This is a genomic window from Luteimonas arsenica, assembly GCF_004352825.1.
In the GTDB taxonomy this organism is placed as follows: domain Bacteria; phylum Pseudomonadota; class Gammaproteobacteria; order Xanthomonadales; family Xanthomonadaceae; genus Luteimonas; species Luteimonas arsenica.
Genome location: NZ_SJRW01000002.1, coordinates 832,834 through 857,947 on the forward strand (window position 1 = coordinate 832,834; position 25,114 = coordinate 857,947).

The window sequence follows — 25,114 nt, forward strand, 5'->3', positions numbered from 1 at the left end:
AGAAACCGGGCCTTGGCCCGGTTTTTCCGTTCCGGAGCGCCGGAATGCCGGAGCCGGGGCCGGCGTTAGACCAACGTCGTAACGCATCGCCGCCACCCGCGACTTAGCCTCGTGGGACGTACAGGAGGCTGGCATGGCTTACGAAGACTTCCACCGCCGTTCGATCGCCGAGCCCGAGGCGTTCTGGGCCGAGCAGGCCCGCGCCATCCACTGGCACCGGCCGCCCGACGCGATCCTCGACGACTCCAATCCGCCGTTCCGCAAGTGGTTCGTGGGCGGTGAGACCAACCTCTGCCACAACGCCGTCGACCGCCATCTCGACGAGCGCGGCGAGCAGCTGGCGCTGGTGGCGGTGTCCACGGAAACCGGCGACACCCGCGAGTTCAGCTACCGCGAGCTGCATCGCGAAGTGAACGCCTTCGCCGCGGTGCTGAAGTCGCTCGACGTCGGTCGCGGCGACCGCGTGGTCATCTACCTGCCCAACATCGCCGAAGCGGTGTTCGCGATGCTGGCCTGCGCGCGCATCGGCGCGGTGCACTCGGTGGTGTTCGGCGGCTTCGCCGCGCACAACCTCGCGCTGCGCATCGACGACGCAGAGCCGAAGCTGCTGATCGCCGCCGATGCCGGCAGCCGCGGCGGCAAGGTCATCCCCTACAAGCCGCTGGTGGACGCGGCGCTCGCGGAAGCCAAATCACCGCCCCCGCACGTCCTGATCGTCGACCGCGGCCTGGCGCCGGGCTACGCCCGCAGCGAAGGCCGCGACCTCGACTACGCCACCCTGCGCGCACAGCACGAAGGCGCCGAGGTGCCGGTCGAATGGCTGGAGTCCAACGAACCCAGCTACCTGCTCTACACCTCGGGCACCACCGGCAAGCCCAAGGGCGTGCAGCGCGACGTGGGTGGTTACGCGGTGGCGCTGGCGATGTCGATGTGGGCGATCTACGACGTCCGCGCCGGGCAGGCGATGTTCACCACCTCCGACGTCGGCTGGGCGGTCGGGCATTCCTACAACGTGTACGGCCCGCTGATCGCCGGGGCCACCGCGATCATGTACGAAGGCCTGCCGACCGCGCCCGACCCGGGCATCTGGTGGCGGATCTGCGAGAAGTACGGCGTGCGCACGATGTTTTCCTCGCCGACCGCGATCCGCGTGCTCAAGAAGCAGAACCCGGAGTGGCTGGCGAAGTACGACCTGTCGAAGCTCAAGTACCTGTTCCTCGCCGGCGAGCCGCTGGACGAGCCCACCGCGCAGTGGATCAACGACAGCCTGGGCAAGACCGTCATCGACAACTACTGGCAGACCGAGACCGGCTGGCCGGTGCTGGCGCTGATGCCGGGCGTGGAGCTGAAGCCGGTGAAGTTCGGCTCCCCCGGCCTGCCGGTGCCGGGCTACGACCTGGCGGTGATCGACGAGGCCACCGGTGAAGAGGCCGCACCGGGCGAGAAGGGCGTGCTGGTGATCCGCCCGCCGCTGCCGCCGGGCTGCATGACCACGGTGTGGCGCGACGACAAGCGCTTCGTCGACAGCTATTTCTCCCACTTCAGGGAGCTGCTCTACAGCTCGCTGGACTGGGCCATCCGCGACGGGGACGGCTACACCTTCATCCTCGGCCGCACCGACGACGTCATCAACGTCGCCGGCCACCGCCTGGGCACGCGCGAGATCGAGGAATCGGTGTCCGGCCATCCCGGCGTGGCCGAGGTCGCGGTGATCGGCGTGCAGGACGCGGTCAAGGGCCAGGTGCCGGTCGTGTTCGCCACCCTCAGGCAGGCCGCCGACGCGGCCCTGGCCGCGCACGAGATGCAGGGCAGGGTGGTCGAGCAGCTCGGTGCGATCGCGCGGCCGGCGCGGGTCTACGTGGTCGGCGCGCTGCCGAAGACGCGCTCGGGCAAGCTGCTGCGGCGCTCGATCCAGGCGCTGGCCGAACACCGCGACCCCGGCGACCTGTCGACGCTGGATGACCCGGGCTCGCTCGAGGAGATCCGCGGCGCGATCGACCGCGGCGCGGACGCCGGCAGCTGAGGCTCCGGCGGCTGGGGCCGGCGGCGCCGGGCGCGCGCGGCCGGGGTCCGCGCGCGCTCCGCTAGAATAGGGTCCCTTCCCCTCGACGCAGGATCCCGATGTCCGAGCATGTGTCCGCGGGCGCGCGCTTCCGCGCCGCCGTCGCCGAAGAATCCCCCCTGCAGGTGATGGGTGCCATCACCGCCTACGCCGGCCTGATGGCGAAGCGCACCGGCTACAAGGCGCTGTACCTGTCCGGCGGCGGCGTGGCCGCGAATTCGCTGGGCATGCCCGACCTCGGCATCTCCACGATGGAGGACGTGCTGATCGACGCCCGCCGCATCGTCGAGGCCACCGGCCTGCCGCTGCTGGTCGACATCGACACCGGCTGGGGCGGCGCCTTCAACATCGCCCGCACCGTCCGCAGCTTCGAGCGCGCCGGCGTGGCCGCCGTGCACATGGAAGACCAGGTCGGCCAGAAGCGCTGCGGCCACCGCCCGAACAAGGAAGTGGTGCCGAAGCAGGAGATGGTCGACCGGGTGAAGGCCGCGGTCGACGGCCGCAGTGGCGACGGCTTCGTCATCATGGCGCGCACCGACGCGGCCGCGGTCGAAGGCATCGACGCCGCGATCGAGCGTGCCGCCGCCTACGTCGAGGCCGGCGCCGACATGATCTTCCCCGAGGCGATGAAGTCGCTCGAGGACTATCGCAAGTTCAAGGACGCGGTGAAGGTGCCGATCCTGGCCAACCTGACCGAGTTCGGCTCGACCCCGTTCTTCACCACCGACGAACTGCGCAGCGTCGGCGTCGACATCGCCCTGTACTGCTGCGGCGCCTACCGCGCCATGAACAAGGCCGCGCTGAACTTCTACGAGACCGTGCGCCGCGAGGGCACGCAGAAGAACATCGTCGACACCCTGCAGACCCGCGCCGAGCTGTACGACTTCCTCGGCTACCACGCCTACGAGGACAAGCTCGACGCGCTGTTCTCGAAGGTCTGAGCGTCTGCCACCGCGGCATGCTGCAGTCCGTCGCCGCAGGCACCGCCTGCGTGCGAACACCTGAAAACACGTTTCAAGGGAGCACCTGATGAGCGAGACCACCTCCACCCTGCCCAAGCCGAAGAAGTCGGTGGCCCTGTCCGGCACCGCCGCTGGCAACACCGCGCTGTGCAGCGTCGGCCGCAGCGGCAACGACCTGCACTACCGCGGCTACGACATCACGCAGTTCGCGACCACGGCCGAGTTCGAGGAGGTCGCCTACCTGCTGGTGCACGGCAAGCTGCCGACGAAGCCCGAGCTGGCAGGCTACAAGGCGAAGCTGAAGTCGTTGCGCGGCATCCCGGCGGCGGTCAAGGCCGCGCTGGAGGAGCTGCCGCCGTCGGCGCACCCGATGGACGTGATGCGCACCGGCGTCTCGGTGCTGGGCTGCGTGCAGCCGGAGAAGGACGACCACAACCACCCCGGCGCGCGCGACATCGCCGACAAGCTGATGGCCTCGCTGGGCTCGATGCTGCTGTACTGGTACCACTACAGCCACAACGGCCGCGTCATCGACGTCGAGACCGACGACGATTCCATCGGTGGTCACTTCCTGCACCTGCTGCACGGCGAGCCGCCGCCGGAGAGTTGGGTACGCGCGATGCACACCTCGCTGATCCTGTACGCCGAGCACGAGTTCAACGCATCCACCTTCACCTCGCGCGTGATCGCCGGCACCGGCAGCGACATGCATTCCTGCATCTGCGGCGCGATCGGCGCGCTGCGCGGCCCCAAGCACGGCGGCGCCAACGAGGTCGCCTTCGAAGTGCAGAAGCGCTACGACACGCCGGACGAGGCCGAGGCCGACATCCGCGAGCGCGTCGGCCGCAAGGAGGTCGTGATCGGCTTCGGCCACCCGGTGTACACCGTCGGCGATCCGCGCAACGGCATCATCAAGCAGGTCGCCAAGGACCTGTCGGAAGCGCAGGGCGACACCCGCATGTACTCGATCGCCGAGCGCCTGGAATCGGTGATGTGGGACATCAAGAAGATGTTCCCGAACCTCGACTGGTTCAGCGCGGTGAGCTACCACATGATGGGCGTGCCGACCGCGATGTTCACCCCGCTGTTCGTGATCGCGCGCACCAGCGGCTGGAGCGCGCACGTGGTCGAGCAGCGCATCGACGGCAAGATTATCCGCCCCAGCGCCAACTACACCGGCCCGGAGAACCGCGACTGGGTGGCGATGGAAGACCGCGACTGAGCCAGGTTCGCAACCATCGCGGCAAACAGGAACGGCGCCCGAACAGGGCGCCGTTCTGCTTTTCGTGGCCTGTGTGCTTTCGCGCAAGCTGCGGCTGCAGGCGCCGCCAGTGCAGCGGTCGCGGCCGCCCCGGGCCGCCTCGCAGTCGTCAGGAAAGCCCTTCCGCCGCCAGCGCGGCCTGCACGCCGGTATCGGTTTCCATGCGCGCCTTGAACGCCGCGACGTTGTCGAGCCCCGACAGGTCGATGCCGGTGCCCAGCGCCCAGCGCAGGGTGATGAACAAGTAGGGATCGGCGAAGCTGCGGAAGCCTGCCAGCCATTCGTTGTCGGCCAGGCGCTTGTCCGCCGTCTCCAGCAGCCCGCGTACCATCGTGCGCGCCGCCGCCTTGACCGCATCGTGCTGCGCCTGGTCGCCGATGTAGCGCCCGGGCGCGAAGATCGGCTTGAAGGCCGGGTGCAGGTCCGAGTTGACGAAGGACAGCCAGCGCGCGGCCTCCGCGCGCTGCCGGGGCGAGCCGTCGCCAGCCAGGCCCGCCTGCGGGTGGGTGTCGGCGATGTAGCCCATGATCGCGGCGTTCTGGGTGAGTACGAAATCGCCGTCGACCAGGGCCGGCACCGCGCCCGCGGGATTGATGGCGAGGAAGGCCGGCGCCTTCATCGCGGCGCCGTCGAGGATTTCCACCTCGAAGGGGCCACCGGCCCATTGCAGGACGATGTGCACGGCGGTCGAGCAGGCGCCCGGCTTGGAATACAGCTTCATGTGCGGCTCCGCGGAAGGTGGGCCGCCATCATCCGCCCTGCGCGGGGCGCGCTCAACGTGCGCCGCGGCAACGATCCGTCACGACTTCGGCTTCAGGCTCTGCACGCGCAGGAAGGTGTGGTCGCCGATGGTGGCGACCTGGTAGGCGTTGCGCCAGCTCGGGCTGGCGATGGCGTGGGCCATGAAGTGGCTGGCGCCGGGCACGACTTCCTTGCGCTCGCCGGCGGGCAGGTCCCAGTTGCGCTGGGATTCGAGCGCGATGGTGACCGCCTGCGACCAGGCTTCGGTATTGGTCAGCCGCGTGCGCGGAGAGACGATGGTCGGCGCGAACTGCTTGCGCGCGGTCACCACCTCGCAGACGGAGTCCCCCCACAGGCCGCTGTCGGCGCGGCGCAGGGCGACTTCGGCCACGGCTTGCTGGCCGAGGACGGACTGGTCACGGGCCTCGAGGTACAGCGTGGTGCTGAGGCACAGGGAATCTGCAGCCTGGGGGGGCAATACCGATGCCAACCACAGGATCCAGGCGAGTTTCATGGCGGCTCCTTGCTCCGTTGCGCCGCCCGCGCAGCCATGGCCGGACCCTTGGGAGGGCCCGGGCCACCGCGTCGCGGAACGGCCTGGCGTGTTGGGGAGGGCGGCGGCACTCTCTGGCGCGCTTGCTGCCCGGGCGCGAAGCCCGCGGGAGTGCGGGTCGTGCCGGTTCCGCCGAAGTCGCGGCGGAGAAAAAGTCGGCGCACCTTACTGCCGGTTTTCGCAATCGTGGCTGAACAGGGGTGGCCGGCGTCTTGCGCTTTCCTGCCAAAGCTGAATGGGCGAGTACTGCGTGACGATCCGCTGGTGGCCGTCGCCCGGCCGGTCAGAGCGCCGCGGCGAGCCGGCTTCCCTGATCGATCGCGCGCTTGGCGTCGAGCTCCGCGGCCACGTCGGCACCGCCGATCACGTGCGTTTCGGCGGGGACGCCCGCCAGCGCATCGACCAGTTCGCGCCGCGATTCCTGTCCCGCGCAGACCACCACGTGATCGACCTCCAGCAGCTGTTCGACGCCGTTGATGGTCACGTGCAGGCCCGCGTCGTCGACGCGCCGGTACTCCACGCCGCCGAGCATGTGCACGCCCTTGGCCTTCAGGGTGGCGCGGTGGATCCAGCCGGTGGTCTTGCCCAGGCGGGCGCCGGGGCGGCCCGGGCTGCGCTGCAGCAGCCAGACTTCGCGCGCCGGCGGCTCGGGTGCGGCGGGCTTCAGGCCGCCGGGCGCGGACGAGGTCGGGTCTACGCCCCATTCCTCCATCCAGCGCACGGGATCGAGGCTGGGCGAGGGACCCTCATGGACGAGGAACTCAGCGACGTCGAAGCCGATGCCGCCCGCACCGATGATCGCGACCTTCGCGCCGGGAACCACCTCGCCGCGCAGCACCTCGTCATAGGCGAGTACCTTGGGGTGGTCGCCACCTTCCAGCGCGATCCGGCGCGGCACCACGCCGGTCGCCGTCACCACGGCGTCGAAGCCGGCGAGAAGCTCCGGCGTGGCGAGGGTGCGCAGGCGCAGGTCCACGCCGGTTTCGTCGATGCGATGACGGAAGTAGCGCAGCGTCTCGGCGAACTCCTCCTTGCCCGGGATCCTGCGCGCCAGGTTGAACTGCCCGCCGATCCCGTCGGCCGCTTCGAACAGGGTGACCGCGTGGCCACGCCCGGCGGCCACGGTGGCGCAGGCCAGCCCCGCCGGGCCCGCGCCGACCACGGCGATGCGGCGCGGGGTGGCGGCCGGCGCGTAGGCCAGCTCGGTCTCGCGGCAGGCGCGCGGGTTCACCAGGCAGCCCGCGCGCCGGTTCTGGAAGATGTGGTCCAGGCAGGCCTGGTTGCAGGCGATGCAGGTGTTGATGGCGTGCGCGCGTCCGGCGGCCGCTTTCGCGACCCATTCGGGATCGGCGAGCAGCGGCCGCGCCATGGACACCAGGTCGGCCTGGCCCGAAGCGAGGATCGCCTCGGCGACGTCGGGCATGTTGATCCGGTTGGTCGCCACCAGCGGCACCGATACTTCCGGCTTCAGCCGCGCGGTCACTCCGGCGAAGGCCGCGCGCGGCACCGAGGTGGCGATGGTCGGGACGCGCGCCTCGTGCCAGCCGATGCCGGTGTTGATGATCGTCGCGCCGGCCGCCTCGACCGCGCGCGCCTGGGCCACGATCGCCCGCCAGTCGTTGCCGCCGTCGACAAGATCCAGCATTGATAGCCGGTAGATGAGGATGAAGTCCGGCCCGCAGGCCTCGCGCACCCGGCGCACGGTTTCCACCGCGAAGCGCATGCGATTGTCCACGCTGCCGCCCCAGCGGTCGTCGCGGTGGTTGGTCCGCGCCACCGTGAACTGGTTGAGCAGGTAGCCCTCCGAGCCCATGATCTCGACGCCGTCGTAGCCGGCCTCGCGCGCCAGCCGCGCGCTGCGGGCGAAGGCGTCGATCCGGCGCTCCACTGCGCGCGCGGACAGGGCACGCGGGCGGAAGGGATTGATCGGCGCCTTGAGCGCGGAGGCCGAGACCGACAGCGGGTGGTAGGCATAGCGCCCGGCGTGCAGCAGCTGCAGGCAGATCTTCGCGTCGTGCGTATGCACGGCGGCGGTGACCTCGCGATGCCGTGCCACTTCCCACCGCCTCGTGAGCTTGCCGGCGAAAGGCTTCAGCCAGCCGTCCATGCCCGGCGCGAAGCCGCCGGTGACCATCAGGCCGACCCCGCCCGCGGCGCGCTCGGCGAAATATGCGGCCAGCTTAGGGAAATCCGCGCGACGATCCTCCAGGCCGGTGTGCATCGAGCCCATCAGCACGCGGTTGCGCAGGGTGGTGAAGCCGAGGTCCAGGCTCGACAGCAGGGTCGGACAGGCGGAAGGAGCTGGCATCTGCATTCGCTGGCGTATGGAAGCGCCCACCATGCCGCGATGGTTGCCCCGCATCAAGCGGTCCGGTCAGAGGGTCATGACGCCACAAGCACAATTGTTAGCCTGGCGTTAACACCGCTTTCACGCGCTGGCTCCTAACCTGCGCCGCGACGATGCCCTGGAGGCACCGTTTCCCCCATTTGGATGCGGCCTGACGACAGCAGGTTCCGTTTCTCAGTCAAGGAGTTTCGAGATGATCAAGAAGAATCTGCTGTGCGTGGCCATGGCACTGGGTGGGCTGGGTGTGGCGCAGGCCGCTTCCGCGCAGGAGTTCGACGACCGCTGGTACCTGACCGGCTCGGTCGGATACAACGTCCAGGACAGCGAGCGCGACACCAGCAATGCGCCCTTCGGTGCCATCGGCGTAGGCAAGTTCATCAATCCCAACTGGTCGTTCGACGTCGAACTGAACTACCAGAACCCCGAGCAGGGCGACGCGCTCTGCGTTGGTTCCCCGGGCTGCAGCGGCGAGGACCTCACCTGGAGCCAGTACGGCATCTCGTTCGACACCCGCTACCACTTCGTGTCGCCCGAGCGCTCCTGGAACCCCTATCTGCTGGCGGGCCTGGGTTACCAGCGCGAAGAGATCGAGTACAGCAACTTCCCCAGCCCCGATTCGCCCGTGCGGGTTGAAGAGGGTGGCCTCGCCGCCAAGCTTGGCGTGGGCATCCAGGGTGGCAGCAGCCGCGTGAAGTATCGCGCCGAACTGGCCTATCGTGCTTCGACCGCCGCCGACGACACCGTCCCGGCCACCCTCCTCGACGATCCGGCGCCCAACCGCGACGACGGTCCTGACTGGTTCGGCGACGTGCTGGCCTCGGTGGGCGTGGTGATCCCGCTGGGTCCGGAGCCGACCGCCCCGGTGGCCCCGGCGCCGGTGGCGCCGAGCTGCGCCGACATGGACAGCGACGGCGACGGTGTGAACGACTGCGACGACAAGTGCCCGGGTTCGCAGGCTGGCCAGACGATCGGTCCGGACGGCTGCCCGGTGCCGGTGTCGATCGACCTGAAGGGCGTGAACTTCGACTTCGACAAGTCGACGCTGCGTCCTGACGCGGTGTCGATCCTGAACGAGGCGATCGAGATCCTGAAGCGTTATCCGGAGCTTCGCGTCGAGGTGGCTGGCCACACCGACTCGAAGGGTACCGATGCCTACAACCAGGCCCTGTCGGAGCGCCGCGCGTCTGCGGTGTACGACTACCTGACCGGCAACGGCATCGACTCGTCGCGCCTGGTGGGCCCGAACGGTTACGGCGAGAGCCGCCCGATCGCGCCGAACACCAACGACGACGGTTCGGACAACCCGGACGGCCGCGCGCGCAACCGCCGCACGGAGCTGAACGTCCAGAACTGAGGACGGCAACATGGCGGGGTTGATACCTTCAACCCCGCCCGGTTTTAATATCTTGTTAACATCTTGCTGAATTGTGTACTATCCGTTGGCGATTGGCAGGGTCGGGCGGCCGCTTGGCTGGCCCCCATGCTCAACGCCATCCCCCCGATTCATTCCTGACTGACCTTAGGAGTACGTAATGAAGATTCGCGTGTTGAGCACCGCCCTGCTCGCAGGCCTTGCATTCTCGCAGGTGGCCTCCGCCCAGGAGTTCGACGATCGTTGGTACCTGACCGGCAGCGCCGGCATGAACATGCAGGACGGCGAGCGTGACACGCGCAATGCGCCGTTCCTGGGCCTCGGCATCGGCAAGTTCATTTCCCCCGAGTGGTCGGCCGACGCCGAACTGAACTACCAGAACCCGCAGAAGGACGCGAACCGCGACCTGAACTGGAGCCAGTACGGCATCTCGCTGGACTTCCGCCGCCACTTCCTGAACGAAGGCCGCAGCTGGAATCCCTACCTGCTGATGGGCGTGGGTTACCAGCGCTCGGAAGAGGAATACAGCGCGTTCCCGAGCCCGAACTCGCCGGCGCAGCGTGAGGAAGGCAACTTCGCCGCCAAGGTCGGCGTGGGTGCCCAGGGCGACGTCGGTCGCGTGAAGGTCCGCACCGAGCTGGCCTACCGCGCCGACTTCGACGACGGCAGCGTCGCGAACTCCGAGGAAGACTGGTTCGGCGACGTGCTGGCCTCGGTGGGTGTGGTGATCCCGCTGGGTCCGGAGCCGACCGCCCCGGTGGCCCCGGCGCCGGTGGCGCCGAGCTGCGCCGACATGGACAGCGACGGCGACGGTGTGAACGACTGCGACGACAAGTGCCCGGGTTCGCAGGCTGGCCAGACGATCGGTCCGGACGGCTGCCCGGTGCCGGTGTCGATCGACCTGAAGGGCGTGAACTTCGACTTCGACAAGTCGACGCTGCGTCCTGACGCGGTGTCGATCCTGAACGAGGCGATCGAGATCCTGAAGCGTTATCCGGAGCTTCGCGTCGAGGTGGCTGGCCACACCGACTCGAAGGGTACCGATGCCTACAACCAGGCCCTGTCGGAGCGCCGCGCGTCTGCGGTGTACGACTACCTGACCGGCAACGGCATCGACTCGTCGCGCCTGGTGGGCCCGAACGGTTACGGCGAGAGCCGCCCGATCGCGCCGAACACCAACGACGACGGTTCGGACAACCCGGACGGCCGCGCGCGCAACCGCCGCACGGAGCTGAACGTCCAGAACTGAGGACGTCGGTAAAAAGCGACACCACGAAGCCCGGCCCAGTGCCGGGCTTCGTGCGTCTGGAGGCTGCTACACTCGCGGCCCTGTGCAGCAGAGAACCGGATCGACGAAATGAAGCGTGCAGTGCTGGTGGTGGTGGCGGGCCTGGTGGCCCCGGGGCTTGCGATGGCGGCGGTGGACTGCGGCAACCTGCCGGCGGGCGACGCGGCCGGGCAGCGCGTGACCGTGCTAGCGCCGCTGGCGACCGAACTGGTGGCGCCGTCCTACATGCTCGGTGCCAACAGCGGCGTCCTTGGCCACGCCTATGACGAGTCACAGACCGTCGACGAGGTGCTGCTGCGCCGCCGCATCGAAAGCTGCCGCAACGTCGCCATCGCGGTCCCGGCCAGCGTCGCCGATCCGAACGACCCGGGCGCGTACAAGCCCAAGACCGAGTTCGACAACACGCCCTGGCGCTTCGACATGAACCAGAACGGCAAGCGCATGACCGCCGACGAGTTCGACGCCTGGATGAAGGCTCGCGGCGTGCGCGTCGCCCGCGGCAACGCTGCGCCCGCTGCTCCCGCGGCGGCGGCCGTGCCTGAGCTGCCGGAAGGCCAGCCTGCCGCGGCCGAACCGGCACCGGCTGCAGGCGACGGCGAGCCCTAAGCCACGGCAGTCCGGCGCATGGGCAGCCGCCACGGCTTGGCGCGCGCGCTGTCCAAGCGCGGCATCTGTTCGCGCAGCTGCGCCGAGACCTGGGTCCGCGAGGGCCGGGTGGCCGTCGATGGGCGCGCGGTGCGCGATCCCGAATACCCGGTGGACGTGGCCCATGCCCGCATCAGCGTCGACGGCGAAGCCGCCGGAGGCCCTGCGCCGCGACACCTGATGCTCAACAAGCCGCGCGGCCTGGTCACCACCGCCCGCGACGAGCGCGGCCGCGACACCGTCTACCGCTGCTTCGACGGTGCAGGCCTGGGCTGGGTCGCGCCGGTCGGCCGCCTGGACCGGGCCAGCGAGGGCCTGCTGCTGTTCTGCAACGACCCCGCCTGGGCCGCCGCCATCACCGATCCGGAGCGCGGTCCCGGGAAGACCTACCACGTGCAGGTCGATGGGCATCCGACGGCGGCGCTGCTGGCGGCGATGCTGGCAGGCATCGACTCCGACGGCGAGACGCTGCGCGCGGCCTCGGTGCGGCCGCTGCGCGAGGGTGGCCGCAACGCCTGGCTGGAAGTCGTGCTGCATGAAGGCCGCAACCGCCAGATCCGGCGCCTGATGGCGGCCTGCGACCTGGGCGTGCTGCGGCTGGTGCGAGTGGCGATCGGGCCGTTGGTCCTGGGCGACCTCGCCAAGGGCGCGTGGCGACCCCTGACGGCGGAAGAAGTGGCGGCGCTGGTGCCGCCGACGCCTGCCGCCGCGGCTTGAACATGCCGGTGCGTGGGCACCGGCGGGCGCATGCCCACCGGCGCCTTGCGGTCAGTCCTTGATGACGCCCAGCTCGCGACCGATGCGGGTGAAGGCATCGATCGCCCGGTCGAGGTGCTCGCGCGTATGCGCGGCCGACAGCTGGGTGCGGATGCGGGCCTGGCCCTTGGGCACGACCGGGAAGAAGAAGCCGATCGCGTAGATGCCTTCCTCGAGCAGGCGCCCGGCGAAGCGCTGCGCCAGCGGCGCGTCGTACAGCATCACCGGGCTGATCGGATGCACGCCGGGCTTGATGTCGAAGCCGGCGGCGGTCATGCGCTCGCGGAAATAGGCGGTGTTTTCCGCCAGCCGCTCGCGCAGCTCGCCGGCGGCATCGAGCATCTGGAAGGCCTTCGTCCCCGCGGCGACCACGTGCGGCGGCAGCGAGTTGGAAAACAGGTAGGGGCGCGAGCGCTGGCGCAGCAGCTCGATCACTTCCGACTTTGCCGTCGTGAAGCCGCCCAGCGCGCCGCCCATGGCCTTGCCGAGCGTGCCGGTGATGATGTCGATTTTCTCCAGCACGCCCTTCACCTCGGCCGAGCCGCGGCCGGTGGCGCCGAGGAAGCCGGTGGCGTGGCATTCGTCGATGTGGACGAGCGCGTCGTACTTCGCCGCCAGCGCGGTGATCTCGTCGAGCGGCGCGATGAAGCCGTCCATCGAGAACACGCCGTCGGTGGTGATCATGATCGTGCGCGCGCCGTCGACACGGGCCTGCTTGAGCTGCGCCTCCAGGTCGGCCATGTCGCAGTTGGCGTAGCGGTAGCGCTTGGCCTTGCACAGGCGCACGCCGTCGATGATCGAGGCGTGGTTGAGGGCGTCGGAGATGATCGCGTCTTCTTCGCCCAGCAGGGGCTCGAACAGGCCGCCGTTGGCGTCGAAGCAGGCGGCGTAGAGGATCGTGTCCTCCTTGCCGAAGAAGCCGGCGATGGTCTGCTCCAGCTCCTTGTGCAGGTCCTGGGTGCCGCAGATGAAGCGCACCGAGGCCATGCCGAAGCCGTGCGTGTCCAGCGCCTCGCGCGCGGCGGCGATGATGTCCGGGTGGTCGGCCAGGCCCAGGTAGTTGTTGGCGCAGAAGTTCAGCACCGTGCGCCCGTCGGCCAGGGTGATCTCGGCCGACTGCGGGCTGGTGATGACGCGCTCGGCCTTGAACAGGCCGGCGTCGCGGATCTCGTCGAGGGTGTCGGCGTAGCGCTGGGTCAGGGTCATGGCGTCAGTTCCAGCTCAACACGACCTTGCCCGACTTGCCGCTTTCCATCAGGTCGAAGCCCTTCTGGAACTCGTCGGCCGGCAGCTGGTGGCTGAGCACCTTGTGCAGCGGGAAGCCCGAAAGCACGAGCTGGGTCATCTTGTACCAGGTCTCGTACATGCGCCGGCCGTAGATGCCCTGCACGGTGAGGCCCTTGAAGATGATGCGGTCCCAGTCGATGCCCGCGCCCTTGGGCAGCAGGCCGAGCAGGGCGATCTTGCCGCCGTGGTACATGCAATCGAGCATGTCGTTGAAGGCCGCCGGGTTGCCGCTCATCTCCAGGCCGACGTCGAAGCCGTCCATGTGCAGCTCCGACATCACCTCCTTGACCGAGGTCTTGCTGACGTTGACCACGCGGGTCGCGCCCATGTCGGCGGCCAGCTTCAGGCGGAAGTCGTTGACGTCGGTGACCACCACGTTGCGCGCGCCGATGTGCTTGCAGATGCCGGCGGCCATCACCCCGATCGGGCCGGCGCCGGTGATCAGCACGTCCTCGCCGACCACGTCGAACTCCAGCGCGCAGTGCGCGGCGTTGCCGTAGGGGTCGAAGAAGGCGGCCAATTCGCTCGGGATCTGGTCGGGGATCGGCCAAAGGTTGGTGGCCGGCATCACGATGTACTCGGCGAAGGCACCGTTGCGGTTGACGCCGATGCCGACCGTGTTCGGGCACAGGTGCTGCTTGCCGGCGCGGCAGTTGCGGCAGTGGCCGCAGACGATGTGGCCTTCGGCGGAGACGCGCTGGCCGATCTCGTAGCCGGTCGCGCCGGGGCCGAGCTTGACCACGCGGCCGACGAACTCGTGGCCGATCACCAGGCCCTGCGGGATGGTGCGCTGCGCCCATTCGTCCCAGAGGTAGATGTGCAGGTCGGTGCCGCAGATCGCGGTCTTCTCCAGGCGGACCAGGACCTCGTTCGGGCCCGGCTCCGGCACGGGGACTTCCTCCATCCAGATGCCCTTGGCGAGCTCGCGCTTGACCAGCGCCTTCATGGTGGTGGGGATGGTGGACTGCTGGGGCTGCGACATGGTTGGGCCGTCGGTGTGTCGAAGCGCCCATTGTACCGCCGCCGGGCGCCGCGGCCGGGAGCGTGACCGCCGGCATTTGCGCCCGGCCGCCGCCCCGGCCTAAGGTTCCCGGCTGTCCAGACCACCGGGAATTCCATGCGCATGCGTCCTGTCGCCGCGGCCCTTGCCGCCGCCCTCCTGCTGCCCGCCGCCGCCTCTGCCGACGAGGGCATGTGGCTGCCGTCCCAGCTCCCGGAGGTCGAGTCGGCCATGCGCGGGGCCGGCTTCGAGGGCGATCCGAAGGATCTGTCGGACCTGTCGCGGCCGCCGATGAGCGCCGTGGTCTCGCTGGGCGGCTGCACCGCCAGCTTCGTCTCCCCGCAGGGGCTGGTGGTGACCAACCACCACTGCGCCCACGGCGCGATCCAGCTGAATTCGACGCCGGAGAACAACCTGATCGTCAACGGCTTCAACGCCGCGACGATGGCCGACGAGCTGTCCGCCGGCCCCGGCGCCCGGGTGCTGGTGACCGACCGCTTCGAGCGGATCACCGACCGCATCCTGGCTGACGCCCGCGGCAAGACCGGACGCGCCTACCATGACGCCGTCCAGGCCGCCTCCAAGGCCGCCGTGGCCGAGTGCGAGGCGGACGAGCCCGGCTACCGCTGCAGCGTGGCCGACATGTACTACGGCACCGATTTCCACCTGATCCGCCAGCTGGAGATCCGCGACGTGCGGCTGGCCTATGCGCCGCCGGACGCGATCGGCAGCTACGGCGACGAGATCGACAACTTCATGTGGCCGCGGCACAGCGGCGATTTCACCTTCTACCGCGCCTACGTGGGCCCGGACGGCAAGCCGGCGGCGTATTCGCCGGACAACGTGCCCTACCGGCCGGCGGCGTGGCTGGAAGTGTCGACCGATCCGCTGGCCGAGGGCGATTTCGCCATGCTCGCCGGCTACCCGGGGCGCACCTTCCGCCACCGCACGGCGGCCGAGTTCGCCGACCAGGTGGAATGGCAGCTGCCCTCGCGCGTGGAGCTGATGACCGCGCTGCTGGCGGCGGTGGAGCGCGGCTCGGCCGGCGATGCCGATGCCCAGGTGCGGTACGCCGCCCAGGTCGCCAGCCTCAAGAACACCCTCAAGCGCGCCCAGGGCGAGCTGGACGGCCTGCGCCGCAGCAATGCCGTGGCCGGCCGCCGCGCCGAAGAAGCGGCGATGGCGAAGTGGCTGTCCGGCCAGCCGGACGCTGGCGCGACGCTTGCCGACATCGACGCTGCCGCCGACGTGATCGCCTCCGCCCGCGCCACCCGCGAGCGCGACCAGCTGTTCGGCCTGATGCAGGCGCAGACCCAGCTGCTGGGCGGTGCGATGCGGCTGCAGCGCCTGGCGCTGGAGCGCGGCAAGCCGGATGCCGAGCGTGAAAGCGGCTATCAGCTGCGCGACGAGGCCCGGATCGAGGCCGCGTTGCGCCAGGCCCAGCGTCGCTACGCGCCCGCGGTGGAGCGCGCGATCCTGGCCGAACTGCTGGGCCGCCATGCGGCGCTGCCCGCGGAGCAGCGCGTGCCCGAGGTCGACGCCGTATTCGGCACGGATGCCACGACCATCGAAACCACGCTGGAATCGCTGTACTCGGCCACCGCCCTGGCCGCCGAGGACGAGCGCCTGCGCCTGTTCGCCGCCGGGCCGGCGGAGGTCCAGGCCTCGACCGATCCCCTGATGCGCGCCGCGGCCACCCTGCAGCAGGCCATCCTCCGCTTCGAGGACGAGGACAAGGCCCGCGCCGGCGAGCTGCTGCGCCTGCGCCCGGCCTACATGCGCGGCATGATCGGCCACGCGCGCTCGCAGGGCAGGGCGGTCTACCCGGATGCCAACTCCACCCTGCGCGTGAGCTATGGCCGCATCGAGCGCCTGCAGCCGCGCGACGCGGTCAGCTGGTCGCCGCTGACCACCGTCGAGGGCATCGTCGAAAAGCACACCGGCGTGGCTCCGTTCGACGCCCCCGCGCCGCTGCTCGACGCCATCGTGCGCCGCGACTTCGGCGCCACCGTTGATCCCGGCCTGGGCACGCAGACGGTGAATTTCCTTACCAACCTCGACACCACCGGCGGCAACTCCGGCTCGCCGGTGATGGACGCCCGCGGGCGGCTGGTCGGCCTGAATTTCGACAGCAACTGGCAGGCGGTCAGCGCCAGCTGGAAGTTCGACCCGCGCTACAAGCGCGCGATCCACGTCGACGCCCGCTACCTGCGCTGGATCATGGCCCGCGTCTACCCCGCGCCGCAGCTGCTGCGCGAGATGGGCCTGCCGCTTGACGGCGCCGACCGGCCGGCGCCCGCCGCCGGCTCCGGCCGTTAGACTCCCGACCAGCCTTCCGCATCCCTCCCATCCGATCCAGGAAACCGAACTCATGGGCAAGACCGTCCTCGCCGCCGCCGCCGCGGCCTTCGTGGCCGCCATCGCCAGTCCCGCTCCCGCGCAGGCGGGCGAGGGCATGTGGGTGCCGCAGCAGCTCCCCGAAATCTCCCAGCCGCTGAAGAAGGCGGGCCTCAAGCTCAAGCCCGAGCAGCTGGCCGACCTGACCGGCGACCCGCTGGGCGCCGTGGTCTCGCTGGGCGGCTGCACCGCCAGCTTCGTCTCGCCGCAGGGCCTGGTGGCGACCAACCACCACTGCGCCTACGGCGCGATCCAGCTGAACTCGACGCCCGAGAACAACCTGATGCGCGACGGCTTCTACGCCGCGGACATCGGCGACGAGATCAGCGCCGGTCCGACCTCGCGCATCTATGCGCTGGAGTCGATCGAGGACGTCACCGATCGCGTCCAGGCCGCCGTGGCCGGCGCCGCGGATGCCATCGGCCGCACCAACGCGCTCGACGCCATCGAGAAGTCCCTGGTCGCGCAGTGCGAGGCCGACGCCGGCTACCGCTGCCGCCTGTACAGCTTCGCAGGCGGCAACACCTACCGCCTGTTCAAGAACCTCGAGATCCAGGACGTGCGCCTGGTGTACGCGCCCCAGGGCAGCGTCGGCGCCTATGGCGGCGAGGTCGACAACTGGATGTGGCCGCGGCACACCGGCGACTTCGCCTTCTACCGCGCCTACGTCGGCAAGGACGGCAAGCCGGCGGCCTATGCCGAGGACAACGTGCCCTACCAGCCCAAGCGCTGGCTGAAGTTCGCCGACAAGCCGCTGGGCGCGGGCGACTTCGTGATGGTCGCGGGCTACCCGGGGCGCACCGCGCGCTACGCCCTGGCCAGCGAGTTCCAGGACACCCAGGACTGGCAGTACCCGACCATCGTCCGCCACTACAAGGCGCTGCAGAAGATGGTGGCCGAGGCCGGCAAGGCGAACCCGGACATCGAGGTGAAGTACGCCAGCACCATGCGCGGCTGGGAGAACGTCTACAAGAACTACGACAGCCAGCTGGCCGGCTTCCAGCGCACGAACGCCATGGCCACCAAGGAACGCGAGGAGGCCGAGGTGCTGGCCTGGGCGAAGGCGCAGGGCGAGGCGGGGCAGCCGGTGCTGGACGCCCACGCCAGGCTGCTCGAGCTCAACGAAGTCGCCCGCGCCACCCGTGACCGCGACCTGGTGTTCAGCCAGTTCAACGGCACCGGCCTGCTCTCGACCGCGATCCGCGGCTACCGCCTGGCGATCGAGCGCGAGAAACCCGACGCCGAGCGCGAGCAGGGCTACCAGGAGCGCGACCTGCCGACGCTGGAAGGCGCCGTGCGCCAGATGGATCGCCGCTACGTGCCGGAGATGGATCGCGGCCTGCAGCGCTACTGGCTGGACCAGTACGCGAAGCTGCCGGAAGGCCAGCGCATCGAGGCCCTGGATACGTGGCTGGGCGGCAGTGACAGCAAAGCCATCGACGGCGCGCTCGACCGCCTCGGCCGCAGCGAACTGGCCGACGGCACCGAGGCGCGCCTGAAGTGGCTGCGGGCCGACCGCAAGGCCTTCGAGGCCAGCAAGGATCCGGCGATCCGCTACGCGGTGGCGGTGATGCCGACCCTGCTCGCGCAGGAGGAGGAGCGCAAGGCCCGCGCCGGCGACGCGCTGCTGGCGCGCCCGGTGTTCCTGCAGGCGGTGGCCGACTACAAGGCCAGCCAGGGCGAGTTCGTCTATCCCGACGCCAACTCCTCGCTGCGCATCACCTTCGGCAACGTCAAGCCCTACACCAAACTTGATGGCACGCCGCAGAAGCCGTTCACCGTGCTCGAGGAAATCCCGGCCAAGGACACCGGCGAGGATCCCTTCGACGCGCCCAAGGCGCTGCTCGAGGCGATCGCCGCCAAGCGCCACGGCGGCCTGCAGGACCGCCGCCTGAAATCGGTGCCGGTGAACTTCCTCGCCGACCTCGACATCACCGGCGGCAACTCCGGCTCGCCGGTGCTCGACGCGCAGGGCAAGCTGGTCGGCCTGGCCTTCGACGGGAACTGGGAATCGGTGGCCTCGAACTGGGTCTTCGACCCGGTGATGACGCGCATGATCTCGGTCGACCAGCGCTACATGCGCTGGATCATGCAGGAGGTCTACCCGGCGCCGCGCGTGCTCGCCGAACTCGGCCTGGAGCCGAAGCGGTGAGGATCCTGCTGGCGCGCCACGGCGAGACCGACTGGAACCGCGAGGGCCGCTACCAGGGGCAGGAGGACATCCCGCTCTCGGACACCGGCGTCAAGCAGGCGCTGCGGCTGGCCGAGCGGCTGCACGACGTGCGCATCGACCGCGCCGTGGCTTCGCCGCTCAGCCGCGCCTACGACACCGCGCGCCTGGCCCTGGGCGAGGCGCGCGCGGACATGCTCGAAGTCGACCAGGGCCTGATGGAGATCGCGCACGGGACGTGGGAAGGCAAGCTCGCCAGCGAGATCCGCGAGTCCGACCCGGAACGCCTCGCGGCCTGGCGCGACACGCCCGACAAGGTGCAGATGCCCGGCGGCGAGTCGCTGAAGAAGGTGCTGGAGCGCGCCTGGCCGGCGTTCGCCAACGCCTGCGAAGGGCTCGGGCCGGAGGACACCCTGCTGGTGGTCTCGCACGACGCGGTCAACCGCGTGCTGCTGTGCCGGGTGCTGGGTCTGCCGCTGTTCCGGCTGTGGACCTTCCGCCAGGCGCCGGCCACGCTCAACCTGCTTGAAGGCGCGGAGCCCGGCAGCCTGGAATTGGTGCGGCTGAACGACTGCGCCCACCACACCCTGCTGTTCGGCGAAGCGGTGCACCGGGCGCTCTGAAGCATGGCCGCGACGCGCAGCCTGCAGGACTGGCTCGGCGAGATCGAGGGCCGGCACCCGCGCGAGGTCGACCTCGGACTCGATCGCGTGCGCGAGGTCGCCGGCCGCATGGGTCTTGCGCGGCCCGCGCGGCAGGTGGCGACGGTGGCCGGCAGCAACGGCAAGGGGTCGACGGTCGCGTTCATCGAGGCGATCGCCATGGCCTCCGGCCTGCGCGTGGGCGCCTACACCTCGCCGCACCTGCTGGCCTACAACGAGCGCGTGCGCATCGACGGCGTGGATGCGGACGATGCGAGTCTCGTGGCCGCCTTCGAGGCGGTCGAAGCCGCGCGCGGCGGGACCACGCTGACCTATTTCGAATACGGCACGCTGGCGGCCCTGTGGCTGTTCGAACGCGCGGAGCTTGATCTGGCCGTGCTCGAGGTCGGGCTTGGCGGCCGCCTGGACGCGGTCAACATCGTCAACCCCGACGTCGCGGTGGTCACCACCGTCGACCTCGACCACCAGGACTGGTTGGGCGCCGACCGCGAGGCCATCGGCGCCGAAAAGGCGGGCATCGCGCGGGCGTGGAAGCCACTGGTGCTGGGCGAGGACGACCCGCCGTCGAGCGTGCTTGGCCACGCCTATGCCATCGGTGCCTCCGCGATCCGCGCCGGCAGCGACTATCGCTTCGGCCCTGACGGAGACAGTGGCGGCTGGTGGTGGCGTGAGCCCGGCTTCGAACTCGCGCTGCCGCTGCCGGGCCTGGCCGCGCCGGCGCAGCTGCGCAATGCGGCGGCCGCTATCGCCGCGCTGCGCGCGCTGGACCTGGCGATCGACGATGGCGCATGGGCGCGCGGGGTCGCCGCTGCGCGGATCCCCGGCCGCTTGCAGCGCTTCGAGCGCGGCGGCGTGGACGTGCTGGTGGACGTCGGCCACAACCCGCAGGCCTCGCGCGCGCTGGCCGAGTGGCTGCGCGCGGCGCCCGCGGCGCGCACGATCGCGGTCTACGGCGCGCTCGCCGACAAGGACGCCGTCGGCGTGGTCGAGGCGATCGCGCCCTGCGTGGACGCCTGGCACCTGGCCGGAACCTCCGCCGCCGGCGCCCGTGGCCGTGACGCCGATGCCTTGGCGGAGGCGCTGGCCGGCACGGCCGCCCCCGATGCGCCGCGCCATGGCGACGTTGGCGGTGCGCTCGAAGCCGCCCTGGCCGACGCGCGCCCGGGCGACCGAGTGCTCGCTTTCGGTTCCTTCCACGTCGCCGGCGAAGCGCTGGCCTGGCTGGCTGCCGCAGGTTCAGAAGCCGGGACGGGCGGCGACGTATAATTCCCGGGCCCCCGCTGCCTCGAGCGCCCATGGAATCCGGATTGAAACAGCGCCTCATCGGCGCCGCGGTGCTGATCGCGCTGGCCGTGATCTTCCTTCCGATGCTGGTGCAGGGCCCGGCGCCCGACAGCGGCGTGTCCGACCTGTCGCTGCAGGTTCCTGCTGCGCCTTCGGGCGAATACGTCACCCGCGACCTGCCGCTGGTGGTGCCCGGTGCCACCAGCAGCGCCGGCCTGCTGGCCGACGACGGCAGCCTGGCGACCGTGGACACCGCGACCGCGCAGCCCGGCGGTGACGTCGCCTCCGAGGACGCCGCCGATCTCGCCTCCAGCGTCGAGACCGTGCCCCTGTCCGACAGCGGCGTGGTCGCGCCCGAGCCCGTGGCGGATCCGGATGCCGCGCAGCCGGCGACGCCCGCGGCTGCGGAGCGCCCGGCCGCCGCCACCCTGCCTCCGCCGGCGGTGGCCGAAGCCCCGGAGCCCGAAGCACCGAAGCCCGAGCCTGCGAAGCCCGCCCCCGCCGCCGCACCGGCCCCGCGCCTGCCAGCGGCGACGGCCGGCGGCGACTACGCGGTGAACTTCGGCGCCTACGGCAGCCGCGCCGATGCCGGCACCGTCGTCAGCCGCCTGCGCGAATCGAACCTCCCGGCCTATGTCGAGGAAACCCGCGTCGGCGACCGCGACGCCTGGCGCGTGCGCATCGGCCCCTACGCCACCCGCGCCGACGCCGAATCCGCGCGCGTGCGCGCCGGCAGCATCGGCTCGCGCGCGCAGGCGAGCGTGGTCACGCTGGATGCGGCTACCGCCAGCCCGTCGGCGTCCGCGCCGGCGCGGTCGCAGCCACCGGCCGCCGCCGCTGGGTCCGCGCCCACGCCTGCCGCAACGCCCGCGGCCGCCAGCGGCACCGGCTTCGCCGTGCAGCTGGGTGCCTTCGGCAACGCCGCCGAGGCCAACGCCCTGCGCGACCGGCTGCGTGCGGCCGGCATCGGTGCCTTCACCGAGACCGTGCAGACCGACAAGGGCGCGCTGACCCGCGTCAAGGCCGGCCCGGTGGTCACGCGTGCCGAAGCCGACCAGCTCAAGGCACGGGTGAAGTCGAGCACCGGCATCGACGGCCTCGTGCGTTCGCATCCCTGATTTCCCCGCGGCAACCGAAAACGGAAGACCCTCCATGTGCGGCATCGTCGGCATCGTTGGAACCACTGAAGTCGCGGCCGCGCTGTACGACGGCCTGACCGTGCTGCAGCACCGCGGCCAGGACGCCGCCGGCATCGCCACCGCGGTGGGCACGCAGCTGCGCGTGCACAAGGGCAACGGCCTGGTGCGCGACGTGTTCGACGCGCGCTCGATGGCGCTGCTCGAGGGGCGCGTCGGCATCGGCCACTGCCGCTACCCGACCGCGGGCAGCGAGGGCAGCGACGAGGCGCAGCCGTTCTACGTCAACTCGCCCTACGGCATCGCGCTGGCGCACAACGGCAACCTGGTCAACACCGACGCGCTGCGCCGCGAAGTGTTCGAGACCGATCGCCGCAACGTCAACACCCAGTCCGACTCCGAGGTGCTGCTCAACGTCTTCGCGCACGAGCTCGACCGCGAGCGCGGGCTGACGCCCGAGGCCGCGCTCAAGGCCGTCGATGGCGTCCATCGCCGCGCCAAGGGCGGCTACGCGGTGGTCGCCGTGGTGCTGGGCCTGGGCCTGGTGGCCTTCCGCGATCCCAACGGCATCCGCCCGCTGGTGCTGGGCAAGCGCGAGACCGGGGACGGCACCGAGTACGCGGTGGCCTCGGAATCGGTGGCGCTGGACATCCTCGGCTTCGAGCGCCTGCGCGACGTCGAGCCGGGCGAGGGCATCGTGATCACCGCGCGCGGCGAACTGCATGCGCGCCAGTGCGCGGAACCCGCCGAGCACGCGCCGTGCATCTTCGAATACGTGTACTTCGCGCGCCCGGACTCGATGATCGAGAACATCTCGGTGCACAAGGCGCGCATGCGCATGGGCGTGACGCTGGGCGAGAAGATCCTGCGCGAGCGGCCCGACCACGACATCGACGTGGTGATCCCGATTCCCGACACCTCGCGCGATTCGGCGATGGAAATCGCCAATGCGCTCGGGGTGAAGTACCGGGAGGGCTTCGTCAAGAACCGCTACGTCGGCCGCACCTTCATCATGCCGGGGCAGGGCGAGCGCGCGAAATCGGTGAAGCGCAAGCTCAACCCGATCCCGCTGGAGTTCCGCAACCGCGTGGTGCTGCTGGTGGACGATTCGATCGTGCGCGGCACGACCTCGAAGCAGATCGTGCAGATGGCGCGCGACGCGGGTGCGCGCAAGGTCTACCTGGCCTCGGCCGCGCCGCCGGTGCGCCATCCCAACGTCTACGGCATCGACATGCCCTCGGTCGAGGAGCTGGTGGCCCATGGCCGCAGCGAGAAGGAGATCGAGGCGGTGCTGGGCTGCGACTGGCTCATCTACCAGGACATCGCCGACCTGGAAGCGGCGGTGGCGGGGCACAAGTTCCCGGGCAAGAAGTTCGACAGCTCCTGCTTCAGCGGCGAGTACGTGACCGGGATCGAGCCGGGCTATTTCGAAGGCCTGCGCCAGCTGCGCTCGGACGAGGCGAAGAAGAAGCGCCGCGTCGGCGCCTGAGCCGGTGGCGGGTTCGCTGTTCGACGCCGCGCGCGACTGCCTCGCCGCGGCGACGCCCGAAGACAAGGTGGCCGCGACGCACGCCGCCGCCGCCGCCTTCCGCCGCGGTGAGCTGGTGATCGAAGCCGGCGCACCGCCGCCCGAACCGATCCGCATGCCCGGCCGGCCCGCGCGCCCACGCCTGGTGCATCCGCGCGAACTGCCGCGCCGCGGCTTCGGCAGCGACGAGGGCCGCGCCGCCTTCATCCATGCCATCGCCCACATCGAGTTCAACGCCATCGACCTCGGATGGGACGCGGTCTACCGTTTCCGCGGCATGCCCGCGCAGTACTACGCCGACTGGGTGGCCGTGGCCGACGACGAGGCGCGCCACTTCACCCTGCTGCGGACGCGATTGCAGTCGATGGGCTTCGACTACGGCGACTTCGACGCCCACAACGGTCTGTGGGAAATGGCGGAGAAGACCGCGCACGACGCGCTGGCGCGCATGGCCCTGGTGCCACGGGTGCTGGAGGCGCGCGGGCTGGACGTGACGCCGGGGATGATCGTGCGCCTGCGCGGGCAGGACGATGCCACCGCCGACATCCTGGAAGTGATCCTGGACGAGGAAGTGGCGCATGTCGCCGCCGGCAGCCGCTGGTTCCGCTGGTGCTGCGTGCGCGCCGGTGTCGATCCGGAGCCGCGCTTCCGCGAGCTGCTGGCCGAATACGCACGCGCCGTGCTGCACGGACCGTTCAACATCGACGCCCGCAGCGCCGCGGGCTTCAGCGACGACGAACTGGCGGCGCTGCAGCAGCTCTCAGCCTGAGCCGCCCCCACGATGCGCTCCGGTCAGGGAGCGAGGTGCTCCAGTTTCATGCCGCCGGCGTCCACGCGCAGCACCGAGCCCTGCGCGTACCAGTCGCCCAGCACCACCCGCGTGCGTCCACGGCCATCGACGTCCAATGTGTGCACGGCCGGCCGGTGGGTATGGCCATGGATCAGCAGGTCCACGCCATGTTCGCGGAACGCCGCGTCCACCGCCGTGGGCGCGACGTCGGTGATCGTTTCCATCTTTCCCGCATCCCGCAGCTCCCCCTGCCGCGCCTGGCTGGCCGCGCGCGCCTGCTGCGCGAAGGCCTGCCGTGCCGCCAGCGGCTGGGCCAGGAACTGCTTTTGCCACGCCGGGTTCCGCGTTTGCGCACGGAACTGCTGGTAGGCCACGTCGTCGGTGCACAGCGTGTCGCCATGCATCAGCAGCGCACGGCGGCCATGCAGCTCGACCACCGTCGGATCCTCCAGCGGCGTCATGCCCGCCCGGCGCGCATAGTCCGCGCCCAGCAGGAAGTCGCGGTTGCCGTGCATGAAATGCACCGGCACGCCGCCGGCCGCCAGCGCCGCCAGCCGCTCCGCCACGAACGCCCCGGTGTCCGAGGGGTCGTCATCGCCCACCCAGGCCTCGAACAGGTCGCCGAGGATGTACAGCGCTTCGGCGCCGCGCGCTTCGCCGTCGATGAACTCCCCGAACAGCCGGGTGATCTCCGGGCGCGCAGGGTCGAGGTGAAGATCGGAGATGAAAAGAATGGTCATCGCCGGATTGTAGAGGCCCGCCGAAGCCACCGCTTCACGCAGCGTGTGGACGCGCGCACGCCGACGTTCTTGCCGTCCCACGACCCGCCGCGGCGATCCGCATGGAGGGTTGGTGGGGCACGCAGTGGGCATA

Annotated in this window: 20 protein-coding genes; 14 read left to right on the top strand and 6 right to left on the bottom strand. The window is 70.4% G+C overall.

Going from position 1 to position 25,114, the window contains the following annotated elements:
• Positions 1-133 precede the first annotated feature (133 nt).
• The 3 genes from prpE to prpC all read left to right on the top strand — a co-directional run bounded on the left by prpE (position 134) and on the right by prpC (position 4,246).
• A complete protein-coding gene (gene prpE / locus E2170_RS11435) occupies positions 134-2,023 on the top strand; it encodes a propionate--CoA ligase (protein ID WP_133000766.1) in 1,890 nt (629 codons plus the stop codon).
• Between the two features lie 98 nt (positions 2,024-2,121).
• A complete protein-coding gene (gene prpB / locus E2170_RS11440) occupies positions 2,122-3,003 on the top strand; it encodes a methylisocitrate lyase (protein ID WP_133000767.1) in 882 nt (293 codons plus the stop codon).
• An 88-nt stretch (positions 3,004-3,091) separates the two neighbouring features.
• Entirely contained in the window at positions 3,092-4,246 is a 1,155-nt protein-coding gene (gene prpC / locus E2170_RS11445; protein ID WP_133000768.1) for a bifunctional 2-methylcitrate synthase/citrate synthase, read from the top strand.
• 148 nt (positions 4,247-4,394) lie between these two features.
• On the opposite strand, the gene E2170_RS11450 is transcribed toward prpC, so the two are convergent.
• The 3 genes from E2170_RS11450 to E2170_RS11460 form a co-directional block, all read right to left on the bottom strand.
• Entirely contained in the window at positions 4,395-5,006 is a 612-nt protein-coding gene (locus tag E2170_RS11450) for a glutathione S-transferase family protein (RefSeq protein ID WP_133000769.1), read from the bottom strand.
• Positions 5,007-5,084: 78 nt separating this feature from the next.
• Complete coding sequence (locus E2170_RS11455) at positions 5,085-5,540, bottom strand: cell wall hydrolase (protein ID WP_133000770.1); 456 nt, start codon at positions 5,538-5,540, stop codon at positions 5,085-5,087.
• Positions 5,541-5,862: 322 nt separating this feature from the next.
• The gene (locus E2170_RS11460) at positions 5,863-7,887 is read right to left on the bottom strand and encodes an NADPH-dependent 2,4-dienoyl-CoA reductase (RefSeq protein WP_207914969.1); all 2,025 of its coding nucleotides are present in this window, start codon (positions 7,885-7,887) and stop codon (positions 5,863-5,865) included.
• Positions 7,888-8,122: 235 nt separating this feature from the next.
• On the opposite strand from E2170_RS11460, the gene E2170_RS11465 reads away from it, so the two are divergent.
• The 4 genes from E2170_RS11465 (at position 8,123) to E2170_RS11480 (ending at position 11,948) form a co-directional block, all read left to right on the top strand.
• Positions 8,123-9,280, top strand: a complete 1,158-nt coding sequence (locus E2170_RS11465; protein ID WP_133001185.1) for an OmpA family protein — start codon at positions 8,123-8,125, stop codon at positions 9,278-9,280.
• Positions 9,281-9,458: 178 nt separating this feature from the next.
• Positions 9,459-10,547: an OmpA family protein gene (locus tag E2170_RS11470; protein ID WP_133000772.1), complete on the top strand. Its 1,089-nt coding sequence runs from the start codon at positions 9,459-9,461 to the stop codon at positions 10,545-10,547.
• Positions 10,548-10,655: 108 nt separating this feature from the next.
• Complete coding sequence (locus E2170_RS11475) at positions 10,656-11,192, top strand: hypothetical protein (RefSeq protein WP_133000773.1); 537 nt, start codon at positions 10,656-10,658, stop codon at positions 11,190-11,192.
• An 18-nt stretch (positions 11,193-11,210) separates the two neighbouring features.
• Positions 11,211-11,948: a pseudouridine synthase gene (locus E2170_RS11480; RefSeq protein WP_133000774.1), complete on the top strand. Its 738-nt coding sequence runs from the start codon at positions 11,211-11,213 to the stop codon at positions 11,946-11,948.
• A 51-nt stretch (positions 11,949-11,999) separates the two neighbouring features.
• On the opposite strand, the gene kbl is transcribed toward E2170_RS11480, so the two are convergent.
• Entirely contained in the window at positions 12,000-13,193 is a 1,194-nt protein-coding gene (kbl, locus tag E2170_RS11485) for a glycine C-acetyltransferase (RefSeq protein ID WP_133000775.1), read from the bottom strand.
• A 4-nt stretch (positions 13,194-13,197) separates the two neighbouring features.
• Positions 13,198-14,232 (bottom strand): L-threonine 3-dehydrogenase, encoded by a 1,035-nt coding sequence (gene tdh, locus E2170_RS11490; protein ID WP_207914990.1) that lies wholly within the window; start codon positions 14,230-14,232, stop codon positions 13,198-13,200.
• 159 nt (positions 14,233-14,391) lie between these two features.
• Here tdh and E2170_RS11495 point away from each other — a divergent pair, with 159 nt between their 5' ends.
• Genes E2170_RS11495 through E2170_RS11525 form a run of 7 tightly spaced genes read left to right on the top strand, consistent with a single transcriptional unit; the run spans position 14,392 to position 24,220 of the window.
• On the top strand, positions 14,392-16,593 hold the full coding sequence (locus E2170_RS11495; protein ID WP_133000776.1) for a S46 family peptidase: 2,202 nt from the start codon (positions 14,392-14,394) through the stop codon (positions 16,591-16,593).
• A gap of 52 nt (positions 16,594-16,645) precedes the next feature.
• Complete coding sequence (locus E2170_RS11500; protein ID WP_133000777.1) at positions 16,646-18,823, top strand: S46 family peptidase; 2,178 nt, start codon at positions 16,646-16,648, stop codon at positions 18,821-18,823.
• Positions 18,820-19,464 (top strand): histidine phosphatase family protein, encoded by a 645-nt coding sequence (locus tag E2170_RS11505; protein ID WP_133000778.1) that lies wholly within the window; start codon positions 18,820-18,822, stop codon positions 19,462-19,464. Before E2170_RS11500 ends, E2170_RS11505 begins: the two co-directional genes overlap by 4 nt.
• Positions 19,465-19,467: 3 nt before the next feature.
• Positions 19,468-20,769 carry a bifunctional tetrahydrofolate synthase/dihydrofolate synthase gene (gene folC / locus E2170_RS11510; protein ID WP_133000779.1) on the top strand — a complete coding sequence of 434 codons (1,302 nt, stop codon included), beginning with the start codon at positions 19,468-19,470 and terminating at the stop codon, positions 20,767-20,769.
• Between the two features lie 29 nt (positions 20,770-20,798).
• Positions 20,799-21,905, top strand: a complete 1,107-nt coding sequence (locus E2170_RS11515) for an SPOR domain-containing protein (RefSeq protein ID WP_133000780.1) — start codon at positions 20,799-20,801, stop codon at positions 21,903-21,905.
• 34 nt (positions 21,906-21,939) lie between these two features.
• A complete protein-coding gene (gene purF / locus E2170_RS11520; RefSeq protein WP_133000781.1) occupies positions 21,940-23,412 on the top strand; it encodes an amidophosphoribosyltransferase in 1,473 nt (490 codons plus the stop codon).
• Positions 23,413-23,416: 4 nt separating this feature from the next.
• Positions 23,417-24,220, top strand: coding sequence for a ferritin-like domain-containing protein (locus E2170_RS11525; protein WP_133000782.1), 804 nt, complete (start codon positions 23,417-23,419; stop codon positions 24,218-24,220).
• A 23-nt stretch (positions 24,221-24,243) separates the two neighbouring features.
• On the opposite strand, the gene lpxH is transcribed toward E2170_RS11525, so the two are convergent.
• Complete coding sequence (lpxH, locus tag E2170_RS11530) at positions 24,244-24,981, bottom strand: UDP-2,3-diacylglucosamine diphosphatase (RefSeq protein ID WP_133000783.1); 738 nt, start codon at positions 24,979-24,981, stop codon at positions 24,244-24,246.
• Positions 24,982-25,114 lie beyond the last annotated feature (133 nt).

Coding starts and splice junctions, on each gene's coding strand:
- prpE (WP_133000766.1), top strand. CDS start 134: ATGGCTTACGAAGACTTCCACCGCCGTTCGATCGCCGAGCCCGAGGCG.
- prpB (WP_133000767.1), top strand. CDS start 2,122: ATGTCCGAGCATGTGTCCGCGGGCGCGCGCTTCCGCGCCGCCGTCGCC.
- prpC (WP_133000768.1), top strand. CDS start 3,092: ATGAGCGAGACCACCTCCACCCTGCCCAAGCCGAAGAAGTCGGTGGCC.
- E2170_RS11450 (WP_133000769.1), bottom strand. CDS start 5,006: ATGAAGCTGTATTCCAAGCCGGGCGCCTGCTCGACCGCCGTGCACATC.
- E2170_RS11455 (WP_133000770.1), bottom strand. CDS start 5,540: ATGAAACTCGCCTGGATCCTGTGGTTGGCATCGGTATTGCCCCCCCAG.
- E2170_RS11460 (WP_207914969.1), bottom strand. CDS start 7,887: ATGCCAGCTCCTTCCGCCTGTCCGACCCTGCTGTCGAGCCTGGACCTC.
- E2170_RS11470 (WP_133000772.1), top strand. CDS start 9,459: ATGAAGATTCGCGTGTTGAGCACCGCCCTGCTCGCAGGCCTTGCATTC.
- E2170_RS11475 (WP_133000773.1), top strand. CDS start 10,656: ATGAAGCGTGCAGTGCTGGTGGTGGTGGCGGGCCTGGTGGCCCCGGGG.
- E2170_RS11480 (WP_133000774.1), top strand. CDS start 11,211: ATGGGCAGCCGCCACGGCTTGGCGCGCGCGCTGTCCAAGCGCGGCATC.
- kbl (WP_133000775.1), bottom strand. CDS start 13,193: ATGACCCTGACCCAGCGCTACGCCGACACCCTCGACGAGATCCGCGAC.
- E2170_RS11495 (WP_133000776.1), top strand. CDS start 14,392: ATGCGCATGCGTCCTGTCGCCGCGGCCCTTGCCGCCGCCCTCCTGCTG.
- E2170_RS11500 (WP_133000777.1), top strand. CDS start 16,646: ATGGGCAAGACCGTCCTCGCCGCCGCCGCCGCGGCCTTCGTGGCCGCC.
- folC (WP_133000779.1), top strand. CDS start 19,468: ATGGCCGCGACGCGCAGCCTGCAGGACTGGCTCGGCGAGATCGAGGGC.
- E2170_RS11515 (WP_133000780.1), top strand. CDS start 20,799: ATGGAATCCGGATTGAAACAGCGCCTCATCGGCGCCGCGGTGCTGATC.
- purF (WP_133000781.1), top strand. CDS start 21,940: ATGTGCGGCATCGTCGGCATCGTTGGAACCACTGAAGTCGCGGCCGCG.
- lpxH (WP_133000783.1), bottom strand. CDS start 24,981: ATGACCATTCTTTTCATCTCCGATCTTCACCTCGACCCTGCGCGCCCG.